Genomic DNA, 17,697 nt, shown 5'->3' with positions numbered 1-17,697 from the left:
CCACCGGTGGCCACACCCCCAGACCTCTCTGTCCAGCTGTACTCGGTGCGCGAGCCGCTCGCGGCCGATCTGCCCGCCACGCTCGACCGCCTCGCGGCGATCGGCTTCACCACGGTCGAGCTCTTCGGGTTCGTCGACCTGGCCGACGCCTACCGCGCGGCGCTCCCGGCCAGCGGACTGCGCGCTCCCAGCGCCCACGCGCGCCTCCTCGGCCCGCAGGGCGACGCCACCGTCGACGAGATCCTCGACACGGCCGCCTCGCTCGGCGTCGAGACCGTGATCGACCCCTTCGTCGACCCGACCCGCTGGACCACCGCGGACGACGTCGCCCGCATCGCCGACGAGCTGAACGCGCTGGTCGACTCCGCCGCCGCCCGCGGCCTGGTGCTCGGCTACCACAACCACGCCTTCGAGTTCGAGAACCGCGTCGACGGCCGCAGCGCCTTCGAGCACCTCGCGGGCCTGCTCGACCCGCGCATGGTCCTCGAGCTCGACACCTACTGGGCGGCCGTCGGCGGCGACGACCCGGTCGAGGTGCTCGGACGCCTCGGCGACCAGGTGCGCTTCCTGCACGTGAAGGACGGCCCGATCTCGGCCGACACCCAGGAGCAGCTGCCCGCGGGCGAGGGCGCGATGGACGTCCCGGCGATCCTCGCCGCCGCTCCGCAGGCCCTGCCCGTGCTGGAGTTCGACGCCTACGCCGGCGACATCTTCGAGGGCCTGGAGTCGGCCCACCGCTACGTCTCGGGGCTCGGCGCATGAGCGGCACCGGCCGCGTGGGCGTCGGCGTCATCGGCGCCGGCAACATCAGCACCCAGTACCTGACCAACCTCACCGTCTTCCCCGACCTCGAGGTGCTCTTCGTCGCCGACATCGACCTCGAGCGGGCGAGGACCCAGGCCGAGGCCTTCGGCGTCCCCGCCTCCGGCACCGTCGAGGAGCTCCTCGCGCACGAGGGCATCGAGATCGTCGTGAACCTCACGATCCCGGCCGCGCACGTCGAGGTCGCGCGCCGCGCGGTCGCGGCGGGCAAGCACGTGTGGACCGAGAAGCCCTTCTCGCTCGACCGCGACAGCGGGATCGAGCTGCTCGCGCTGGCGAAGGAGAAGGGGCTGCGCGTCGCGACCGCTCCCGACACCTTCCTGGGCGCGGGCCTCCAGACTGCGCAGCGCGTGATCGAGAGCGGAGCCATCGGCACGCCGCTCTCCGCCCTCACCCTCTTCCAGGGCCCCGGCCCCGAGTCGTGGCACCCGAACCCGGAGTTCTTCTTCGCCGAGGGCGGCGGACCGCTGCTGGACATGGGCCCGTACTACATCACCACGCTCGTGCAGAACCTCGGCCCCGTCGAGAGCGTCACCGCCGTCTCGTCCCAGGCCCGCGCCACCCGCGTGGTGGGCTCCGGCCCGAAGGAGGGCACCGAGTTCCCGGTGACCATCCCGACGCACATCGGCGGGCTGCTCCGCTTCGAGTCCGGGGCCTCGGCCCAGGGCGTGTGGAGCTTCGAGTCGAGCCTGCCGCGCACCGGCTTCGTCGAGATCAACGGCTCCGAGGGCACCCTCGTCCTCCCCGACCCGAACCAGCACGAGGGAGAGATCACCCTGCACCGCCGCGGGTCCGCCGAGCCGGAGGTCATCGCGGCGACCGGCTCGACCGCCTCCCGCGGCACCGGCGTGCTCGAGCTCGCCCGCGCGATCCGGGCCGACCGCCCCGAGGCCGCCTCCGGAGACCTCGCGTACCACGTCACCGACGTGATGCTCTCGCTCCTCGAGGCCGCCGAGACCGGCGAGAAGGTCCTCGTCACCAGCTCCGCGACGCCCCGCCCCGCACTGCCCGAGAGCTGGGACCCGACCGAAGCGACCCTCTCCTGATGCCCGCGCCCCTGCGCGTCGGCGTGCTCGGCGGCGGCTTCATGGCGGCCGTGCACAGCCGCGCGGCCCGCAGCGCCGGAGCGGTGCTCGCCGGAGTCGCCTCCTCCACCCCGGAGAAGGGCGAGCGGGCGGCGGCCGAGCTCGGCGTCGAGCGCGCCTACCCGGACGCCCGGGCCCTGATCGAGGACGAGAGCATCGACCTCGTGCACGTCTGCACCCCGAACGCCACGCACGCCGCACTCGCGCTCGCGGCGATCGAGGCGGGCAAGCACGTGGTGTGCGAGAAGCCGCTCGCCGCGACGCTGCGGGAGGCGGAGTCGCTAGCTGCGGCCGCGTCCTCCGCCGGCGTGGTGGCGACCGTCCCGTTCGCCTACCGCTTCCACCCGATGGTGCGCGAGGCCCGTGCCCGCGTCGCCTCCGGCGAGACCGGCCGCCTGGTCACCGTCCGCGGGAGCTACCTCCAGGACTGGCTGCTGGGCGCCTCCGACGACAACTGGCGCGTCGACGCGGCCGCCGGCGGCCGCTCGCGCGCCTTCGGCGACATCGGCTCGCACCTGGTCGACCTGCTGGAGTTCGTCACCGGCGACCGGATCGACTCGCTCGCCGCGATCACGAGCACCGTCCACGCCGAGCGCGGCGGCCGCCCGGTGAGCACCGAGGACGTGGCCGGCCTGATCGTCCGGCTCGAGAGCGGCGCCGTCGGCACGCTCCTCGTCTCGCAGGTCACCGCGGGCCACCGCAACGAGCTGGTGCTCGAGGTGTCCGGGCTGGAGGAGTCGCTGCGCTTCGAGCAGGAGCTCCCCGAGACGCTGTGGGTCGGCCGGCGCGACAGCGTCCTCCTGGTGCCGCGCGACGCCTCGATCCTCGCGCCCGATGCGGCCCGGCTCTCGATCGTGCCGAGCGGTCATCCGATGGGCTACCAGGACGCCTTCACAGCGTTCGCCCGCGACACCTACGCCGCCGTGGCGGGAACCGACGTGGAGGGTCTGCCGACCTTCGCCGACGGCCTCCGCGCGGCGCGCATCACCGAGGCCGTGCTCGACGCGGCCGAGACAGGCGCCTGGGTGACCGTGCCCGCCGCCGACGACCGGACGGAGATCGCCGCATGAGCGACGAGAAGACCTACCCCGCCACCCACCCCGTGACGCTGTTCACCGGGCAGTGGGCCGATCTGCCCTTCGAGGAGGTCGCCCGACTCGCCGCCGAGTGGGGCTACGACGGACTCGAGATCGCGGCCTCGGGCGACCATCTCGACCTCAAGCGCGCGGACGAGGACGACGCCTACGCAGCCTCGCGCCTGGAGATCCTCGACCGCTACGGCCTCGAGGTCTTCGCCATCTCGAACCACCTCACCGGCCAGGCCGTCTGCGACGACCCGATCGACTTCCGCCACAAGGCACTCGTGCGCGACTACACCTGGGGCGACGGCGACGCGGAGGGGGTGCGGCAGCGCGCCGCCGAGGACATGAAGCGCTCGGCGCGGGTCGCCCGCAAGCTCGGCGTGGACGTGGTCGTCGGCTTCACCGGCTCGAAGATCTGGCCCTACGTGGCGCAGTTCCCGCCGGTCCCGGCCTCCGTCATCGACGAGGGGTACGAGGACTTCGCGACCCGCTGGAACCCGATCCTCGACGAGTTCGACGCGAACGGCGTGGTCTACGCGCACGAGGTGCACCCGTCCGAGATCGCCTACGACTACTGGTCGAGCGTGCGCACCCTCGAGGCGATCGGGCACCGCCCGGCCTTCGGCTTCAACTGGGACCCGTCGCACATGATGTGGCAGGACATCGACCCGGTCGGCTTCATCGTCGACTTCAAGGACCGGATCCACCACGTCGACTGCAAGGACACCCGCCTGCGCCCGAAGAACGGCCGCGCCGGCGTGCTCGGCTCGCACCTGCCGTGGGGCGACCCGCGCCGCGGCTGGGACTTCGTCTCGACGGGGCACGGCGACGTCCCGTGGGAGGACGCGTTCCGGGCGCTGGAGTCGATCGGCTACTCCGGCCCGATCTCCATCGAGTGGGAGGACGCCGGGATGGACCGCCTCCACGGCGCGAAGGAGGCCGTCGGCTTCATCCGCTCGCTGCTCTGGAGGACCCCGACCGCGTCGTTCGACGCCGCGTTCTCGAACCAGTAGCCGCGCGGCTCCCCTTGGCGGGATCCCGCTCCGGTCCGCAGGCCACGTCGCCCGCGCCGGATCGGGGTCCTGCAGGCGGGAGAGCGATCAGTCGGCGGCCTTGGCGGCGCGCTCGGACTTGATGCGGGCCTGCTCGCGGCGGACCTCCGCGTAGCGGTTCTGCTCGACGCGCAGCCACTCGGGGACCTCGTCGAGCAGGGCCTGGATCTCGGGAGTGGTCAGCGCCTCGGTGACGCCGCCGCGGGCGAGCCCCGAGATGGAGACGTTCAGCCGGGAGGCGATGACGGAGCGGGGGTGCGGCCCCTCCTCGCGCAGCTGCACGAGCCAGGCGGGCGGGTTCGCGGCGAGCTCGTCGTACTGCTCGCGCGTGATCGCCGACTCCTGGAACTCCTCCGGGGTCGCGGGCAGGTAGACCTGCAGCTTCTTCGCCGCGGTCGCAGCCTTCATCGTCTGTGTCGCCTTGGCCATGCGGCAACCCTACCGGCGCGGCGCGGACCACCTACCCTGAGGGGATGAGCGAGCAGCCCGAGACCGTCGACCCGCAGGCCGCTCCCGAGGCGGAGGGGCGTCCGGAGGGCGGGGCGGACGCGACGGCGGACGACGCGTCGGCCGGATCGGGTGCGGTCGGCGCCGGAGCCGGAACCGAGTCGGACGACACGGACGGCGCCTCCGAGGACGGCGACTCCGCCGACCTCGACGCCGAGGACAGCGACGCCGGGGACAGCGATGTCGACGACGCCGCCGACTCCGACGACGCCGACTCCGACGCCGAGGACGCCGTCCCCGCCGGCCCCGTGCTCGCCGTCGCCCTCGTGCCCGGCGTCACCCCCACCAAGTGGACCCGCGTCTGGGGCCAGCGCCGCTCCGATCTCCCGCTGCGCATCACCGTCGTCGCCGAGCGCGATCAGGAGCAGGCGCTGCTCGACGGCCGCGCGCAGCTGTCGTTCGTCCGCGGCGACGTCTCCTCCTCCGCCCTCAGCTCCATCCACCTCTACGACGAGCAGCCCGTCGCCGTCGTCGGCCGCGAGCACGTCCTGGCCGCCGCGGAGGAGCTCGACGTCGCGGAGCTGGCCGGCGAGCACCTCCTCCAGGACCCGGAGGACGTGCCCGAGTGGGCCGCGGTCGCCGAGGAGATCGCGGACGGCTCGCGGCGCCCGCTGCCGCGCATGGCCGGCCTCGACGACGCGGTCGAGCAGGTCGCGGCCGGCGTGGGCGTTCTGATCGTGCCGCAGTCGGTGGCGCGCGTGCACAGCCGCAAGGACGTGACCGCAGTGCCGGTGACCGGCGTCGCTCCCTCCTCCGTCCGCCTCGCCTGGGTGACGGACGACAAGGGCGACGACGTCGAGGACTTCATCGGAGTCGTCCGCGGCCGCAGCGCGAACACCACGCGCGGAACCGCCGCGACGCCGAAGGTCGAGTCGCGGGCGAAGGCCGCCAAGGCGAAGGCGCGGGAGGCGCGCGAGAAGGCGGAGAGGACCGGCGGCGGCAAGAAGAAGCCGGCCCGCGCCAAGGCGTCCGCGCCGGCGGTGCGGCGCACCCGCAAGCCCCGCGGCCGCTGACCGTGGCCGACGACGCCGGCTGGTCGCTCCGCCCCGCGACCTCGGAGGACGCCGCGGCGATCGCCGAGCTGCGCGCGGTCGTCATGCGCCCGTCGCTCGAGACGCTCGACCGCTACGACGAGCACCGCGTGCGGCACCGCTTCCTCGACGGCTACCGGCCCGAGCTCACCCGGGTGATCGAGCTCGACGGCGCCTTCGCCGGGAGCATCGCCGCGCGGGTCGAGCCGGACGCGGTCTGGATCGAGCACTTCTACCTGGCGCCGCACGCACAGGGACGCGGAGTCGGCGGCGCCGTCCTGCGTCGGGTGATGGCGGAGGAGGCGCGGCCGGGTCTGCCCTTCCGGCTCGACGTGCTGAAGCGCAGCGACGCCCGCCGCCTCTACGAGCGGCACGGCTTCCGCTTCGAGCGCGCTCTGGAGTGGGACGACATCCTCGTCGCGCCGCCTGTCTCCTGACCCCTGATCGGGGAGGACGACGGGGCGCGGGCCGCCGCTAGCATGAGCGCGATCCCCTCCGCCGGGTCGGCCGCAGGGCGACCTCCTCCTGGAAGCAGGCACTCCGCCGTGTCCCCGCTCGTTCTGAGGTCCGCCGCCTCCGCGGTCCTCGTCGCCGCCCTGGCGATCACCTCCAGCCCGCTCGCCTCCGCCGCATCGGCGGCCGCGCCGTCGGCCGCCCCCGTCGCCGCATTCGGCGCCGCCTCCGACGCGCCCCGCTCGATCGTGCTCCCCGAGGGGCAGCCGCTCTGGCAGCCCAGCGCCGAGTCCCCCCTGCCCGCCGTGCCGGACGAGGCGCCGAGCGCCGCCCGTGCGAGCGCTGCGGCGTCGATCAGCGGCCGTGTCGTGGTCGAGGAGGCCGACGGCTCGATCGCGACCACCACTCCCCGCGGCGCCCTCCTGAACGTCGAGGTCTGGTCGAGCGAGGCGGGGCTCCTCGGGAACCACTCCGTCGCCGGCGACCTCACCTTCAGCATCGACGGGCTGACCGCCGGGCAGACCTACTACCTGCTGATCAAGGACGACGCCGACCTGTACGCCGACCTCTGGTCCGGCGGCAGCGCCGTCGCCCGCAGCGCCGAGCCGCTTCAGGCCCCGGCGGCCGGCGTGCAGCTGCGCACCGCACGGCTGGGGTCGCTCGAGGGACGCCTGAGCGGTGTCGCGGGCGACCAGCGCGTCGACATCTGGTACCGCGACCCGGGAACCGACGGCTACTTCCGCACCGGCGAGCTCGACCTGATCACGGGCGGCGACAACCCGTACTCGTTCCAGCAGGTCGTCCCCGGCGACTACCTCGTCCGGGCGTCGAGCCGCGACGACGTGATCGACGACAGCTACTGGGACCACGTCCTCCGCTCGGGCGACGCGGGCGACGTGCGCGTCCCGGTGGGCGGATCGGCCGCCGGGATCGACCTCTCGCTGAGCAGCGACTACCAGCAGTACACCGGCCGCCTCGCCGGATCGGACCGCTACGCGACCTCGGTGGAGGCGACGGGCTACTTCTCCCCGGGCATCCCGGTGCTCTACGTGGCCAGCGGGGCGAACTGGCCGGACGCGCTGAGCGCCGGCCCGGCCGCCGCCGCCCTCGGAGGCGCGCTCCTGCTCACCGATCCCGACCGCCTGCCTCGGGTCGTCTCCGACGAGATCCGCCGCCTCCGCCCGGAGCGGGTCGTGGTCGTCGGCAGCGAGCTGAGCGTGAGCCCCGGGGTCCTCTCCGCGATCCGCTCGATCGTCGGCGGCACCGAGCGCATCGGCGGGACGGACCGCTACGACACCTCCCGCCGGATCGTCGCAGACGCCTTCGGCAGCGGCCCCTACTCGAACATGTTCGTCGCGACCGGCACGAACTTCCCCGACGCCCTGTCGGCCGCGCCGATCGCCGGCTGGCGTGCGCAGCCCGTGCTGCTGGTCGACGGTGCGACCTCGGGCGCCGACTCCGCGACCGCGACCGCGGTGCGCGATCTGGCGCCGGAGCACGTGGAGTTCCTCGGCGGCGACCCCTCGATCCGGGACGCGTACGTGGCGGACTTCGAGCGTCGCGGCCTCGCCCCCTCGGTCTCGAGGATCGCCGGCCGCGACCGCTACGAGACCAGCGTCGAGCTGAACAGCGCCTACCCCCAGTCGCTGCTGCAGGACAGCGTCTTCCTCGCCGCGGGGTCCTCCTTCGCCGACGCCCTCTCGGGAGCGACGACGGCGGCGGCCCTGGGCTCGTCCGTGCTGCTGACCGAGCGCGACTGCGTGCACGACTCGACGCTGCGCTTCCTGGCCTCCAACTCGAAGAACTACGCGTTCCTGCTCGGCGGGGAGCCGACGCTCACCGAGGACGTGGCGAACCTCCGCAACTGCGAGTACGACTTCTGACGACGCGTGCTCCCGGGGTCCGGGGCTAGGGTGCGAGCATGCCCACGAGCGATGAGACCTGGACCCTGGCCGAGCACGACGTACCGGTGTACCGCAGCGGTGAGGGCGGCCGCGCGCTGATCCTGATCCACGAGGTCTGGGGGGTCGACGGGCACATCCGCTCGGTCGCCGACCGCTACGCGGCCGAGGGCTACAGCGTCGTCGCCCCCGAGCTCCTGGTCGACAGCGGCCTGCTCGAGCAGCTCGACGAGGAGCAGCGCGCCGACTACGACCACCCGGTGCGGCGCCTGCCGCGCCAGGTCGAGCTGCGCACCTTCTTCGCCCCCGTCTTCACTCCGGAGCACGCGACGCGCACCGTCGCGATCCTCCGCGCCCTCGTCGAGCGGCTCCTGCGCCAGGAGGGCGCGACCAGCGTCTCCGTCACCGGGTTCTGCTACGGCGGCACCTTCTCGTGGGCGCTCGCGCTGGCCGAGCCGCGGCTGGCGGCGGCCGTGCCGTTCTACGGGCACGTCACCGCGTCCGCCGAGGAGCTCGGCGCGCTGCAGGTGCCGGTGCTGGCGTTCCTGGGCGATCAGGACGCTCCCCTCGTCGAGCAGGTGCCGCGCCTCCGCGAGGCGACCGAGGGCAAGGACGTCGAGGTCGTCGTCTACCCGGGAGCGGGCCACGCCTTCTTCAACGACGCGAACGAGCAGACCTACCAGGCCGAGGCGGCGACCGACGCCTGGCCGCGGGCGCTCGCGTTCCTCGGAGCGCACGCGGGCTGAGCGGGCCCTCGACGGACGGCGCCCGGCTCCGCGGCGCTGAGCGCGCCGACGGCCTGCGTCAGCGCGGCCGGATCGGCAGCCAGCCCCGCCGGGCCGCGAGCACGCCCGCCTGGAAGCGGCTCTCGGCGCCGAGCAGCTCGAAGAGACCGGCGATGTGCCGACGGCAGGTGCGCACGCTGAGGTCCAGCCGTGCCGCGAGCGCCTCGTCGGTGAGCCCGGCGGCGAGGCCCTGCAGGATCGACCGCTGCACCGCGGAGAGGGAGGGCTCCTCCTCGGCGCCTGCCGCGTGCAGGGGCGCTGCGAACTCCCACGCCGCGTCGAACACGCGCGCCAGGGTCGCCGCGAGCTCGGAGGAGCGGACGACCAGGGCGGCGCGGTCGTCCTCGTCCCGGGAGCGGGCGACGATCGCGAGGGAGCGGTCGAAGACCACCAGCCGGAAGGGCAGCACCGGGAGGGTCCGGAACCGCGCGCCCAGCGGCTCGAGCTCCGCGACCGAGCGCCGGAGGGCCGCGTTGTCGCGGCGGCGGTCGAGGTACAGCGTCCGCCTCGCGATGCCGCGCCCGAGCAGCTCGCGGTCGACGGCGTCGCTCGCCTCGTGCCGCTCCACGCTGCTGGTGCCGGGAGCGGCGATCAGCACCTCCTCCGAGGCTCCGCGCTGCAGGTCGAGGAGCAGCCGGAGGACGGTCGCCGGGTCCTCGATCACCTCCACCTGCTCCGCGGCGGCGAGGGCACTGCGGGCGCTCCGGTAGGCGGGGACGAGGGCCATCAGCTCGCTGCGGCGGCGGGTGATCCCGGTCTGCAGCTCGAGGAGGCGCCGCTCGTCCTCGGCGATCAGCTCGGCCAGGGCGATGTCCGGCGCGGCCGTGGCGAGCGACTCCGCCCCCGCGTGCAGCGGAGCGAGCAGCCGGAGCCCGATCAGCTCGTCGCGCGCCTCGCGGAGGCCGTCGACGGTGACGCCGAGCTCGTCCGACGCGCTCTCGAGAGACCAGTCTCCGCGCACGGACGCGTGCAGGTACAGCGCGATCGCGTTCTCGCTCAGCACCGGCGGCCCCCCGTTCTCCCGACCCTCCCGAGTGTAGGAGGCGCGCACTCAGCGCCGCCGCGCGAGAACCGCGACGACGGCGAGCTCACCGGCGAGGACCAGCGCCGCCGCTCCGAACACGGCCGGGCCGACCAGCGCGGCGAGCGGAGTGAGACCGGCGTTCGCGAGGAGGGGGGCGAGGAGACCGATCACGACGCCGGTGCGGCGGGCGGGGGGCTGCCGGCGGGCGACGGCGACGACGCTCAGCGAGGTCGCGGCGGCGGCCGCGAGCACGAGCACGAGGACAGCCGCGGGGTGCGGCTCCCCGAGCAGGAGCAGCGCGGCCAGCGCGGCCCAGGCGAGGGCGCCTCCGGCGGCGACGGGGCCGAGGTGCGGGGTGGCGGCGGGTGCAGTGGCGGTCATGGTGCGTCCTCTCGTCGTGGTCCTCCGAGCCTCGCGGAGGCCCGTCGGCGGCACCAGATCAGCATTCGGGCACGGCAGCATCCGGACATGCGGCGGACCCCCGGCTCCGCGCGGGGCGGAGGGTCGGGGGCCCACGGGACGTCCGGGCAGGCTCCGGCCGTGGCAGCATCCGGTCAGCCGGCCTCGCGCAGCCTCCCGCCGGCGAGGTGGAGGCTGCGCTGCGCACGGCGCGACGGCAGAGTGGTGGGTGTCGTCGGCTCCTGCTCCCCGGGCGCCCGCTCTTCCCGGGGCGGTGCCCGCGGTCGTAGGCTCGCGCTCATCCGCAACGGGAGGGGCCGACGATGACCGCCACGAGAGAGACGTCCGCCCCGCCCGAGCTCAAGCGGGTGCTCGGCCCCAAGCTGCTGCTGCTGTTCGTGGTCGGCGACATCCTCGGGACCGGGATCTACGCCCTCACCGGGCAGGTCGCGGCCGAGGTGGGCGGGGCCGCGTGGCTCCCCTTCGTGATCGCGTTCGTCGTCGCCACGCTCACCGCCTGCTCCTACCTGGAGCTGGTGACGAAGTACCCGCAGGCGGCGGGCGCCGCGCTCTACGCGCACAAGGCGTTCGGGATCCACTTCGTCACGTTCCTCGTCTGCTTCACCGTGATGGCGAGCGGGATCACCTCGGCCTCCGCCGCCTCGGGCGCCTTCGCGAGCAACTTCGCGATCGGCTTCGGGCTCGGGGACGGCGCGGGGACGCGGCTGAGCATCGCGCTGGTGTTCATGGTCTGCATCGCCCTGGTGAACCTGCGCGGTGTCGCCGAGAGCGTCGGGCTGAACGTGGTGCTCACCCTGATCGAGCTCTCGGGCCTGCTGCTGGTGATCTTCGTCTGCTTCTTCGCGGTGTTCGGCGGGCAGGCCGACTTCTCGCGGGTGGTCGCGTTCGAGGCGCCGGAGGACAAGTCGCTGCTGCTCGCGGTGAGCACCGCGACCTCGCTGGCGTTCTTCGCGATGGTCGGCTTCGAGGACTCGGTGAACATGGCGGAGGAGACGAAGGAGCCCAGCCGCATCTTCCCGCGCGTGATGCTCACGGGTCTCGGCATCACCGCCGTGGTCTACGTGCTCGTGTCCACGCTCGCCGTCGCGATCGTCCCCGTGGGGGAGCTGGCCGGCAACGACACTCCGCTCGTCACGGTCGTCGAGGCCGCGGCGCCCGACTTCCCGATCTCGACGCTCCTGCCCTTCATCTCGCTCTTCGCCGTGGCCAACAGCGCGCTGATCAACATGATGATGGCCAGCCGCCTGCTCTACGGGATGAGCCGCCAGGGCGTGCTGCCGCCGTTCCTGCAGAACGTGCTGCGCGGACGGCGCACGCCGTGGGCCGCGATCCTCTTCACGACGGTGATCGCCCTGCTCCTCACCGCCTACGTGTCGCGCGACCCCTCCGACCCCATCGCGGTGCTGCTGGGCGGGACCACGTCGCTCCTCCTGCTGGCGGTCTTCGCCGTCGTCAACGTCTCCGTGCTGGTGCTGCGGCGGCAGCCGGTCGAGCACCGTCACTTCCGGACCCCCACCGTGCTGCCGGTGCTGGGCACGATCGCCTGCGTCTACCTGGTGCTGCCGATCACCTCGGGACGCGACACCGCCCAGTACGGCATCGCGGGGGTGCTGCTCGTGATCGGCGTCCTGCTCTGGGTGGCGACCTTCATCGACCGGCGGGTCCGCGGCTACGCGCGCACCGCGGCGATCGCTCCGGAGGAGCTCGACGCCGATCCCGCGGAGGACGCATCGGGAGCGCACAGCGACGGCATCGGCCGGTCATAGCCGATCCATAGGGAACTCCCGATACTGGAGTCATGAGCACCCCGGCCCCCTCGAAGCACCTCGCCCCCGCGCAGCGCACCCGCCTGAAGCGGGCCGACGGGACGCCGATCCGCGTCCTCGTCGTCGACGACGAGAGCACCCTCACCGACCTGCTCCAGATGGCTCTGCGCTACGAGGGCTGGGAGGTGCGCACCGCCGCCGAGGGCCGCGCCGCGATCACGATCACCCGCGAGTTCCGACCGGACGTGATCGTGCTCGACGTGATGCTCCCCGACATCGACGGCCTCCAGGTCCTGCAGCGGGTCCGCGCGGACGGCAGCGAGACCCCGGTCCTCTTCCTCACCGCGAAGGACGCGCTCGACGACCGGATCGCCGGCCTCACCGCCGGCGGCGACGACTACGTCACCAAGCCCTTCTCCCTCGAGGAGCTGGTCGCCCGGATGCGCGGCCTCATCCGCCGCAGCACCCTGCTCGCCAACGACGCGGACGACCCCGAGGTCGTCGTGGGGGACCTGGTGCTGAACGAGGACAGCCACGAGGTCCGCCGGGGCGGCGACGAGATCGAGCTGACCGCCACCGAGTTCGAGCTGCTGCGCTTCCTGATGCGCAATCCGCGCCGCGTGCTCAGCAAGGCCCAGATCCTCGACCGGGTCTGGTCCTACGACTTCGGCGGCAAGTCGAGCGTGGTCGAGATCTACATCTCGTACCTGCGCAAGAAGATCGACGCCGGCCGCTCGCCGATGATCCACACCGTGCGCGGCGCCGGCTACCTCCTGAAGCCCGCCGACCAGTGAGCCGCACCGGCCGCCCGTCGCTCGGCGACTTCGCGACCCGCTCCGCCCTCCGCAGCTCCCGCCGCGGCCGGCGCGCGCCGTGGACTCTGCGGCGGCGGATGGTCGTCGCCGTGGTCGCGCTCGTCGCGGTGACGGCGGGCGTCGTGGGAGCGGTCAGCGTGCTCTCCGCCCGCTCGATCCTCTACGGCAGCACGGACGCGTCGCTCAGCCAGTCGGTCACGCGCCTCCAGGACTTCGACGGGCCGAGCCGCTTCGGCGGGTCGAGCGCGATCGAGCAGGCCACGACCTGCCCGAGCGGATCCTTCGGCGGCGGCCCGAGCCAGAACCTCAGCACCATCACCGCCGTCCAGGGCTCGGACGGCTCCTTCATCGGCGCCTACGTCGACGCCGACGGGGTCTGCCGGCAGTTCTCGGACCCGGCCGACTCGGTGCTCGCGGCGGCCGTCGCCGCAGGGGGCGAGGAGGCGACCATCGAGCTGCCCGGGAGCCTCGGGACCTACCGCGTCCGCGCGGCGGCGGTCGAGGGCTCCGTGGTCGTCGTCGGCGTCCCCCTGGGCGAGGTCGCCGAGACGCTCGCCTCCCTCACCTGGGTGGTCGTCGTGGTGGTGCTGCTGGCGATGCTGCTGGTCGCCCTCGTCGCCACCGCGATCATCCGCGTGGCCCTGCGGCCCCTGGAGCGGGTGGAGGCGACGGCGACCCGCGTGGCCGAGCTGCCGCTGGACCGCGGCGCCGTCGAGCTGGTCGAGCGGGTCCCGGAGGAGGACGCCGACACCCGCACCGAGGTCGGCCGGGTCGGCGCCGCCTTCAACCGCATGCTCGACCACGTCACCGGTGCGCTGGAATCGCGGCAGGCGAGCGAGGACAAGGTGCGGCAGTTCGTCGCCGACGCCTCGCACGAGCTGCGCACTCCCCTCGCGGCGATCCGCGGCTACGCGGAGCTGCCCCGGCGCGGCGGGCCCGAGCTGCCGGAGTCGGCGGCCTACTCCCTCGATCGGATCGAGTCCGCCGCCACCCGGATGACCTCGCTGGTCGAGGACCTCCTCCTGCTCGCCCGCCTCGACGAGGGCCGCGACCTCGAGAAGGAGCCCGTCGACCTGACGCTGCTCGTGATCGAGGCGCTGTCGGACGCGCATGCCGCGGGCCCCGACCACGAGTGGGACCTCGAGCTCCCCGAGGAGCCGATCGAGATCCGCGGCGACGGCTTCCGGCTGCACCAGGTGGTCGCCAATCTGCTGCGGAACGCGACCGTGCACACGCCCCCCGGCACCCGGGTCGTGGCGGCGCTCGCCGAGGAGGTGTCGGAGGGGCGGCCGATCGCAGTCGTGACGGTCACCGATTCCGGCCCGGGAATCGCGCCGGAGCTGGTGCCGGTGCTGTTCGAGCGCTTCGCCCGCGGCGACTCCTCCCGAGCGCGCACGACCGGATCGACGGGGCTGGGCCTGGCGATCGTGGCGGCGGTCGTCGACGCCCACGGCGGGCGCGTCCTCGTCGCGTCCGAGCCGGGGCGCACGAGCTTCCGCGTCGAGCTGCCGGCGGGCTGAGGGCCGGAACGGCGGTCTCCCGCCGCCCCGCCCTACACCGAGACGCCCAGCCGGCGGCGCGCGTCGTCGAGGGTCCGCACCACGGCGACCACCTCGTCGAGCGGGTGCAGCGGCGACTCGGTGCGCCCCTCCGTCACGTACTGCGCGACGTGCAGCGCCTCCCAGGCGAGGCCCTCGCCGCCCTGGAGCGGCGTCTCGTCGATCCACGACCCGCTCTCGGAGCCGCGGGTGAGCGTCACGCCGCCCGGCGTCCAGAACGACGGGTGCACGTCGATCCGCCCCGCCCGCCCCGCGACGCTCGCCGCGTGGCGGGTGTCGGCCAGCACGGTCGAGGTGGCCACCGACTGCACCCCGTGCGCGTGGCTGCCGACGATCGTCGCGGTCGCGTCGACGCCGGTCGAGGTCATGCTGCCGGCGACGACGGTGCTCTGCGGGGTGCCCGCCACCATCGAGACGAAGGAGGAGGCGTAGACGCCGACGTCCAGCAGGCCGCCGCCCGCGAGCGCCGGGTCGAAGATCCGGCTGGAGGGGTCGAAGTCGAAGGCGGCGCCGAAGTCGGCCGAGACGACGGCGGGCGCGCCGACCGCCCCGTCGGCGAGCAGCTGCCGCACGACGTCCATGTGCGGCAGGTAGCGCATCCACATCGCCTCCATCGCGAACACTCCGGCGTCGCGCGCGGCGTGCACGATCATCTCGGCCTCGCCCGGGGTCGGCGCGAACGGCTTCTCGACCAGGATGTGCTTGCCCGCGGCGATGGCGAGCAGTGCCTGGCGGGCGTGTTCCGAGTGCGGGGAGGCGATGTAGACCACGTCGACCTCCGGATCCTCGACCACGGCCTCGTAGCCGGCCGAGGCCCGCTCGATCCCGAACCGGCTCGCGAACCGCTCCGCGCGCTCCAGCGAGCGGGAGCCCACCGAGACCACGCGCTGCCGGGTGTGCTTCTGCAGCGCCTCGACGAACGAGCCGGCGATCGAGCCGGGCGCGATCACCCCCCAGCGCAGGACGGGGGAGTCGAGGAGGGAGGGGAGTCGGGGCTCGGGGAGCGTCAGTGCCATGCGTCCACGCTAGGGCCCCGTGCCCGGCGGGGGCGAGGGGGTGCGCGGCGGTCCCCTAGGGTGTGACGGCACGCGCAGTCGCGGGCGGAGGAGGACGTCATGCCCGAGTGGTACACCCTGGGCGTCGTCGCCCTCGTGATCGTCGTGGTGGTCGTCGCGATCGTGCGCTTCCGGTTCAACCCGGTGCTGGCGCTGGCCGTGGGAGCCGCCGCGATCGGCCTGCTCACCGGGCTCGGCCCCGTCGACACCGTCTCCACGATGACCACCGGCTTCGGCGAGGTGATGATGGAGGCGGGCCTCCTGATCGGCTGGGGCGTGCTCATCGGCGCGATGCTCAACGAGATGGGCGCCGTCGTCCGGCTCGTCGAGGGCCTGCTGCGCGTCTTCGGCCGCCGCGGGATCCCCTACGCGCTGGGCCTCTCCTTCGCCACCTACCTGCAGACGATCTTCGTCGACGCGCTGATCGTGATCGCGGCCCCGCTCGCGCGCCGGATCGCGCCGCGGCTGGGGCGCGCGGGCACCGGCATCGTCGCCGTGACCTTCGCCGTCGGGCTCGAGACGGGCATCGTGATGATGGTGCCCGGCTTCGCCGCGGTCGCGCTCGCGGGGCTGCTCGGAGTGCCGCTGGGCGTGATGATGCTCGGCGGATTCGCGGTGGTGGCGCCGACGGTCGTGGTCACGATCCTGCTGATGTCGCTCGCGTTCCGCCTCGGCTTCTGGGACCCGGCGCGCGACGAGCAGCTGGTCGTGCGCGACGACACGACCGGGCTCGCGACGGTGGGAGCGTCGCCCGATGCGGACGGCGGACGGCTGCCGTCGTTCGGCGCGCGGGGGCGCGGCGGGGCGTCCTCGGGCGGAGCCGGAGCGGTGTCGGGCGGCTCGTCCGGCTCGTCCGTCGAGGACGCGGCGGGTCCCGCTGAGGCGCAGGACGCCCACGCCGCCCGCGAGCGCCCGCTCCTGCTCCTCTTCGCGCCCATGCTCCTCGCCCTCCTGCTCATCGCCGCGCAGGCGGTGCTCACCGTCTCCGGGGTCGAGCTGCCGGTGCTGCAGTTCCTCGGGAACCCCGTCATCGCGCTCCTCCTCGCCGTGATCGGCACCGGAGTGGTCGGCCGGTCCACCGTGGGAACCGCGCGGATGGAGAAGGCGGTCGCCAAGGGCTTCCAGGACGGCGGGCAGATCTTCCTGCTCACCGGCGTCGGCGGGGCGCTCGCCGCGGTGATCGCGCAGGGCGACCTCGGCGAGATCCTGAAGGGCTACTTCTCGACCTCGGCGACCGCGCCGCTGCTGCTCGTCTGGGTGATGGCGGCCGTGCTGCACATCGCGGTCGGCTCGGTCACCCTCTCGGCGATCACGGCGGCCGGAGTCGTCGCGCCGGTCGCCGCGACACTCGGCCTCGACCCGCTGCTGATCGCACTCGCCGCGGGCTCCGGCGCGCTGTTCTGCATCCACGTCACCTCGAACACCTTCTGGCTGCTGCAGAGCTTCCTCGGCCAGTCGGTCCGCGGCGCCCTCAAGTCCGTGACCGTCGGCGTCTCCCTCGCCTCCGTCCTCGCGCTCGGCGCCACGCTCGTCCTCTCCCTCTTCCTCTGACCGGGCCCTCCTTCCTCCTCTCGCCGGATGCCACTCGGGCACTCGAGTCGCCGGGCGAGGCGTACCGAGGAGGCATCTCGCGGAGGTGACCCGGCCGACACGTGACGGAAACATGGAGCCTCTATCTTCCTGAGAGGGTTCACATCCGATTCGGAGATCCAGACGCCGACGGGGGCCCGATCCGTTCCGTCACGCCTCGACAAGGGAAGAACTCCGCTTGAGATCTCGAACCGCCCTCGCCTCCGGATGCGCCGCGCTCGCGCTCGCCGCCGGCGGTCTCCTGGTCGCCCCGCCGGCGACCGCCACGACCGCAGCACCCGCCGACTACACCCGCGTGGACATCGTGCGTCCGCCGTCTGCTCCGATCGCGGTGCCGACCAGCTACCCGCAGCAGACCCCGCTGACCGAGGTGCCCGTCGACCCGACCGACGCCTCGCTCCTGCGCGGAGTCACCCCCTACGACGCCATCGCGCCGCAGCTGAACGCGCTCGCCGCCCGCTCCGACCGGGTCTCGACCCAGGTGGTCGGGAAGTCCGGCCTCGGCCGCGACATCTACCTGGTCACCGTCACCGCCCCCGAGACCGAGGCCGAGACCGCGCAGCAGGCCGAGTGGCGCGACCGGCTCAAGTACGAGCCCGCCGCCGCGGCCGCCGACGCCGAGCTGATGGACGGCTACAAGGTGCCGGTCTGGTTCAACGGCAACATCCACGGCAACGAGTGGGAGGGCAGCGACGCGATCCTCGAGTACATCGAGGGCGTCGCCACCGCCGAGGACGCGGAGACCGAGGC

At 73.8% G+C, this 17,697-nt stretch carries 17 protein-coding genes; 13 read left to right on the top strand and 4 right to left on the bottom strand.

All coding sequences use genetic code 11. The annotated features are described in order from the left end of the window. Positions 1 to 6 precede the first annotated feature (6 nt). From C5C82_RS09725 to C5C82_RS09710, 4 genes are read left to right on the top strand one after another with little or no spacing between them, the layout of a single operon-like run. Positions 7 to 762 (top strand): sugar phosphate isomerase/epimerase, encoded by a 756-nt coding sequence (locus C5C82_RS09725; protein WP_258059739.1) that lies wholly within the window; start codon positions 7 to 9, stop codon positions 760 to 762. Beyond that, entirely contained in the window at positions 759 to 1,868 is a 1,110-nt protein-coding gene (locus tag C5C82_RS09720; protein ID WP_104354982.1) for a Gfo/Idh/MocA family protein, read from the top strand. The genes C5C82_RS09725 and C5C82_RS09720 overlap by 4 nt, the downstream gene beginning before the upstream one ends. Beyond that, on the top strand, positions 1,868 to 2,977 hold the full coding sequence (locus tag C5C82_RS09715; protein WP_104354981.1) for a Gfo/Idh/MocA family protein: 1,110 nt from the start codon (positions 1,868 to 1,870) through the stop codon (positions 2,975 to 2,977). Before C5C82_RS09720 ends, C5C82_RS09715 begins: the two co-directional genes overlap by 1 nt. Continuing rightward, positions 2,974 to 4,002: a sugar phosphate isomerase/epimerase gene (locus C5C82_RS09710; RefSeq protein WP_181067905.1), complete on the top strand. Its 1,029-nt coding sequence runs from the start codon at positions 2,974 to 2,976 to the stop codon at positions 4,000 to 4,002. The genes C5C82_RS09715 and C5C82_RS09710 overlap by 4 nt, the downstream gene beginning before the upstream one ends. Positions 4,003 to 4,089: 87 nt before the next feature. Here the strand turns inward: C5C82_RS09710 and C5C82_RS09705 are convergent, their stop codons facing one another. Continuing rightward, the gene (locus C5C82_RS09705) at positions 4,090 to 4,470 is read right to left on the bottom strand and encodes a DUF5997 family protein (protein WP_104223641.1); all 381 of its coding nucleotides are present in this window, start codon (positions 4,468 to 4,470) and stop codon (positions 4,090 to 4,092) included. A gap of 44 nt (positions 4,471 to 4,514) precedes the next feature. On the opposite strand from C5C82_RS09705, the gene C5C82_RS09700 reads away from it, so the two are divergent. From C5C82_RS09700 to C5C82_RS09685, 4 genes are all read left to right on the top strand, one after another. Beyond that, positions 4,515 to 5,561, top strand: coding sequence for a LysR substrate-binding domain-containing protein (locus C5C82_RS09700; RefSeq protein ID WP_104354980.1), 1,047 nt, complete (start codon positions 4,515 to 4,517; stop codon positions 5,559 to 5,561). A gap of 2 nt (positions 5,562 to 5,563) precedes the next feature. Then, positions 5,564 to 6,016, top strand: coding sequence for a GNAT family N-acetyltransferase (locus C5C82_RS09695; RefSeq protein WP_244230509.1), 453 nt, complete (start codon positions 5,564 to 5,566; stop codon positions 6,014 to 6,016). A gap of 108 nt (positions 6,017 to 6,124) precedes the next feature. Continuing rightward, entirely contained in the window at positions 6,125 to 7,915 is a 1,791-nt protein-coding gene (locus C5C82_RS09690; protein ID WP_104354979.1) for a cell wall-binding repeat-containing protein, read from the top strand. Positions 7,916 to 7,953: 38 nt separating this feature from the next. Continuing rightward, positions 7,954 to 8,679, top strand: a complete 726-nt coding sequence (locus C5C82_RS09685; protein WP_104354978.1) for a dienelactone hydrolase family protein — start codon at positions 7,954 to 7,956, stop codon at positions 8,677 to 8,679. 58 nt (positions 8,680 to 8,737) lie between these two features. Here the strand turns inward: C5C82_RS09685 and C5C82_RS18040 are convergent, their stop codons facing one another. Together C5C82_RS18040 and C5C82_RS09675 are read right to left on the bottom strand one after the other, a co-directional pair. Continuing rightward, on the bottom strand, positions 8,738 to 9,721 hold the full coding sequence (locus C5C82_RS18040) for a helix-turn-helix transcriptional regulator (protein WP_104354977.1): 984 nt from the start codon (positions 9,719 to 9,721) through the stop codon (positions 8,738 to 8,740). Between the two features lie 48 nt (positions 9,722 to 9,769). Continuing rightward, positions 9,770 to 10,123: a hypothetical protein gene (locus C5C82_RS09675; protein WP_104315557.1), complete on the bottom strand. Its 354-nt coding sequence runs from the start codon at positions 10,121 to 10,123 to the stop codon at positions 9,770 to 9,772. A gap of 341 nt (positions 10,124 to 10,464) precedes the next feature. Between C5C82_RS09675 and C5C82_RS09670 the strand changes: the two genes are divergently transcribed. Genes C5C82_RS09670 through C5C82_RS09660 form a run of 3 tightly spaced genes read left to right on the top strand, consistent with a single transcriptional unit; the run spans position 10,465 to position 14,263 of the window. Continuing rightward, on the top strand, positions 10,465 to 11,928 hold the full coding sequence (locus tag C5C82_RS09670; RefSeq protein WP_104227060.1) for an APC family permease: 1,464 nt from the start codon (positions 10,465 to 10,467) through the stop codon (positions 11,926 to 11,928). A gap of 32 nt (positions 11,929 to 11,960) precedes the next feature. After that, positions 11,961 to 12,722, top strand: coding sequence for a response regulator transcription factor (locus C5C82_RS09665; protein WP_104223650.1), 762 nt, complete (start codon positions 11,961 to 11,963; stop codon positions 12,720 to 12,722). Then, positions 12,719 to 14,263: a cell wall metabolism sensor histidine kinase WalK gene (locus C5C82_RS09660; RefSeq protein WP_219814833.1), complete on the top strand. Its 1,545-nt coding sequence runs from the start codon at positions 12,719 to 12,721 to the stop codon at positions 14,261 to 14,263. Before C5C82_RS09665 ends, C5C82_RS09660 begins: the two co-directional genes overlap by 4 nt. A gap of 32 nt (positions 14,264 to 14,295) precedes the next feature. Here C5C82_RS09660 and C5C82_RS09655 read toward each other — a convergent pair whose 3' ends face one another. Then, the gene (locus tag C5C82_RS09655; RefSeq protein ID WP_104223651.1) at positions 14,296 to 15,318 is read right to left on the bottom strand and encodes a Gfo/Idh/MocA family protein; all 1,023 of its coding nucleotides are present in this window, start codon (positions 15,316 to 15,318) and stop codon (positions 14,296 to 14,298) included. A 99-nt stretch (positions 15,319 to 15,417) separates the two neighbouring features. Between C5C82_RS09655 and C5C82_RS09650 the strand changes: the two genes are divergently transcribed. Together C5C82_RS09650 and C5C82_RS09645 are read left to right on the top strand one after the other, a co-directional pair. Continuing rightward, positions 15,418 to 16,908, top strand: coding sequence for a GntP family permease (locus C5C82_RS09650; protein WP_104258303.1), 1,491 nt, complete (start codon positions 15,418 to 15,420; stop codon positions 16,906 to 16,908). 217 nt (positions 16,909 to 17,125) lie between these two features. After that, positions 17,126 to 17,697 (top strand): M14 family zinc carboxypeptidase (locus tag C5C82_RS09645; protein ID WP_258066061.1); only part of this gene is annotated, 572 nt, incomplete at its 3' end.

The sequence above is a fragment of the Rathayibacter sp. AY1D5 genome, assembly GCF_002932515.1.
In the GTDB taxonomy this organism is placed as follows: domain Bacteria; phylum Actinomycetota; class Actinomycetes; order Actinomycetales; family Microbacteriaceae; genus Rathayibacter.
The sequence above is the reverse complement of the archived record's forward strand: the minus strand, read 5'-3'. Positions and strand labels throughout refer to the sequence as shown.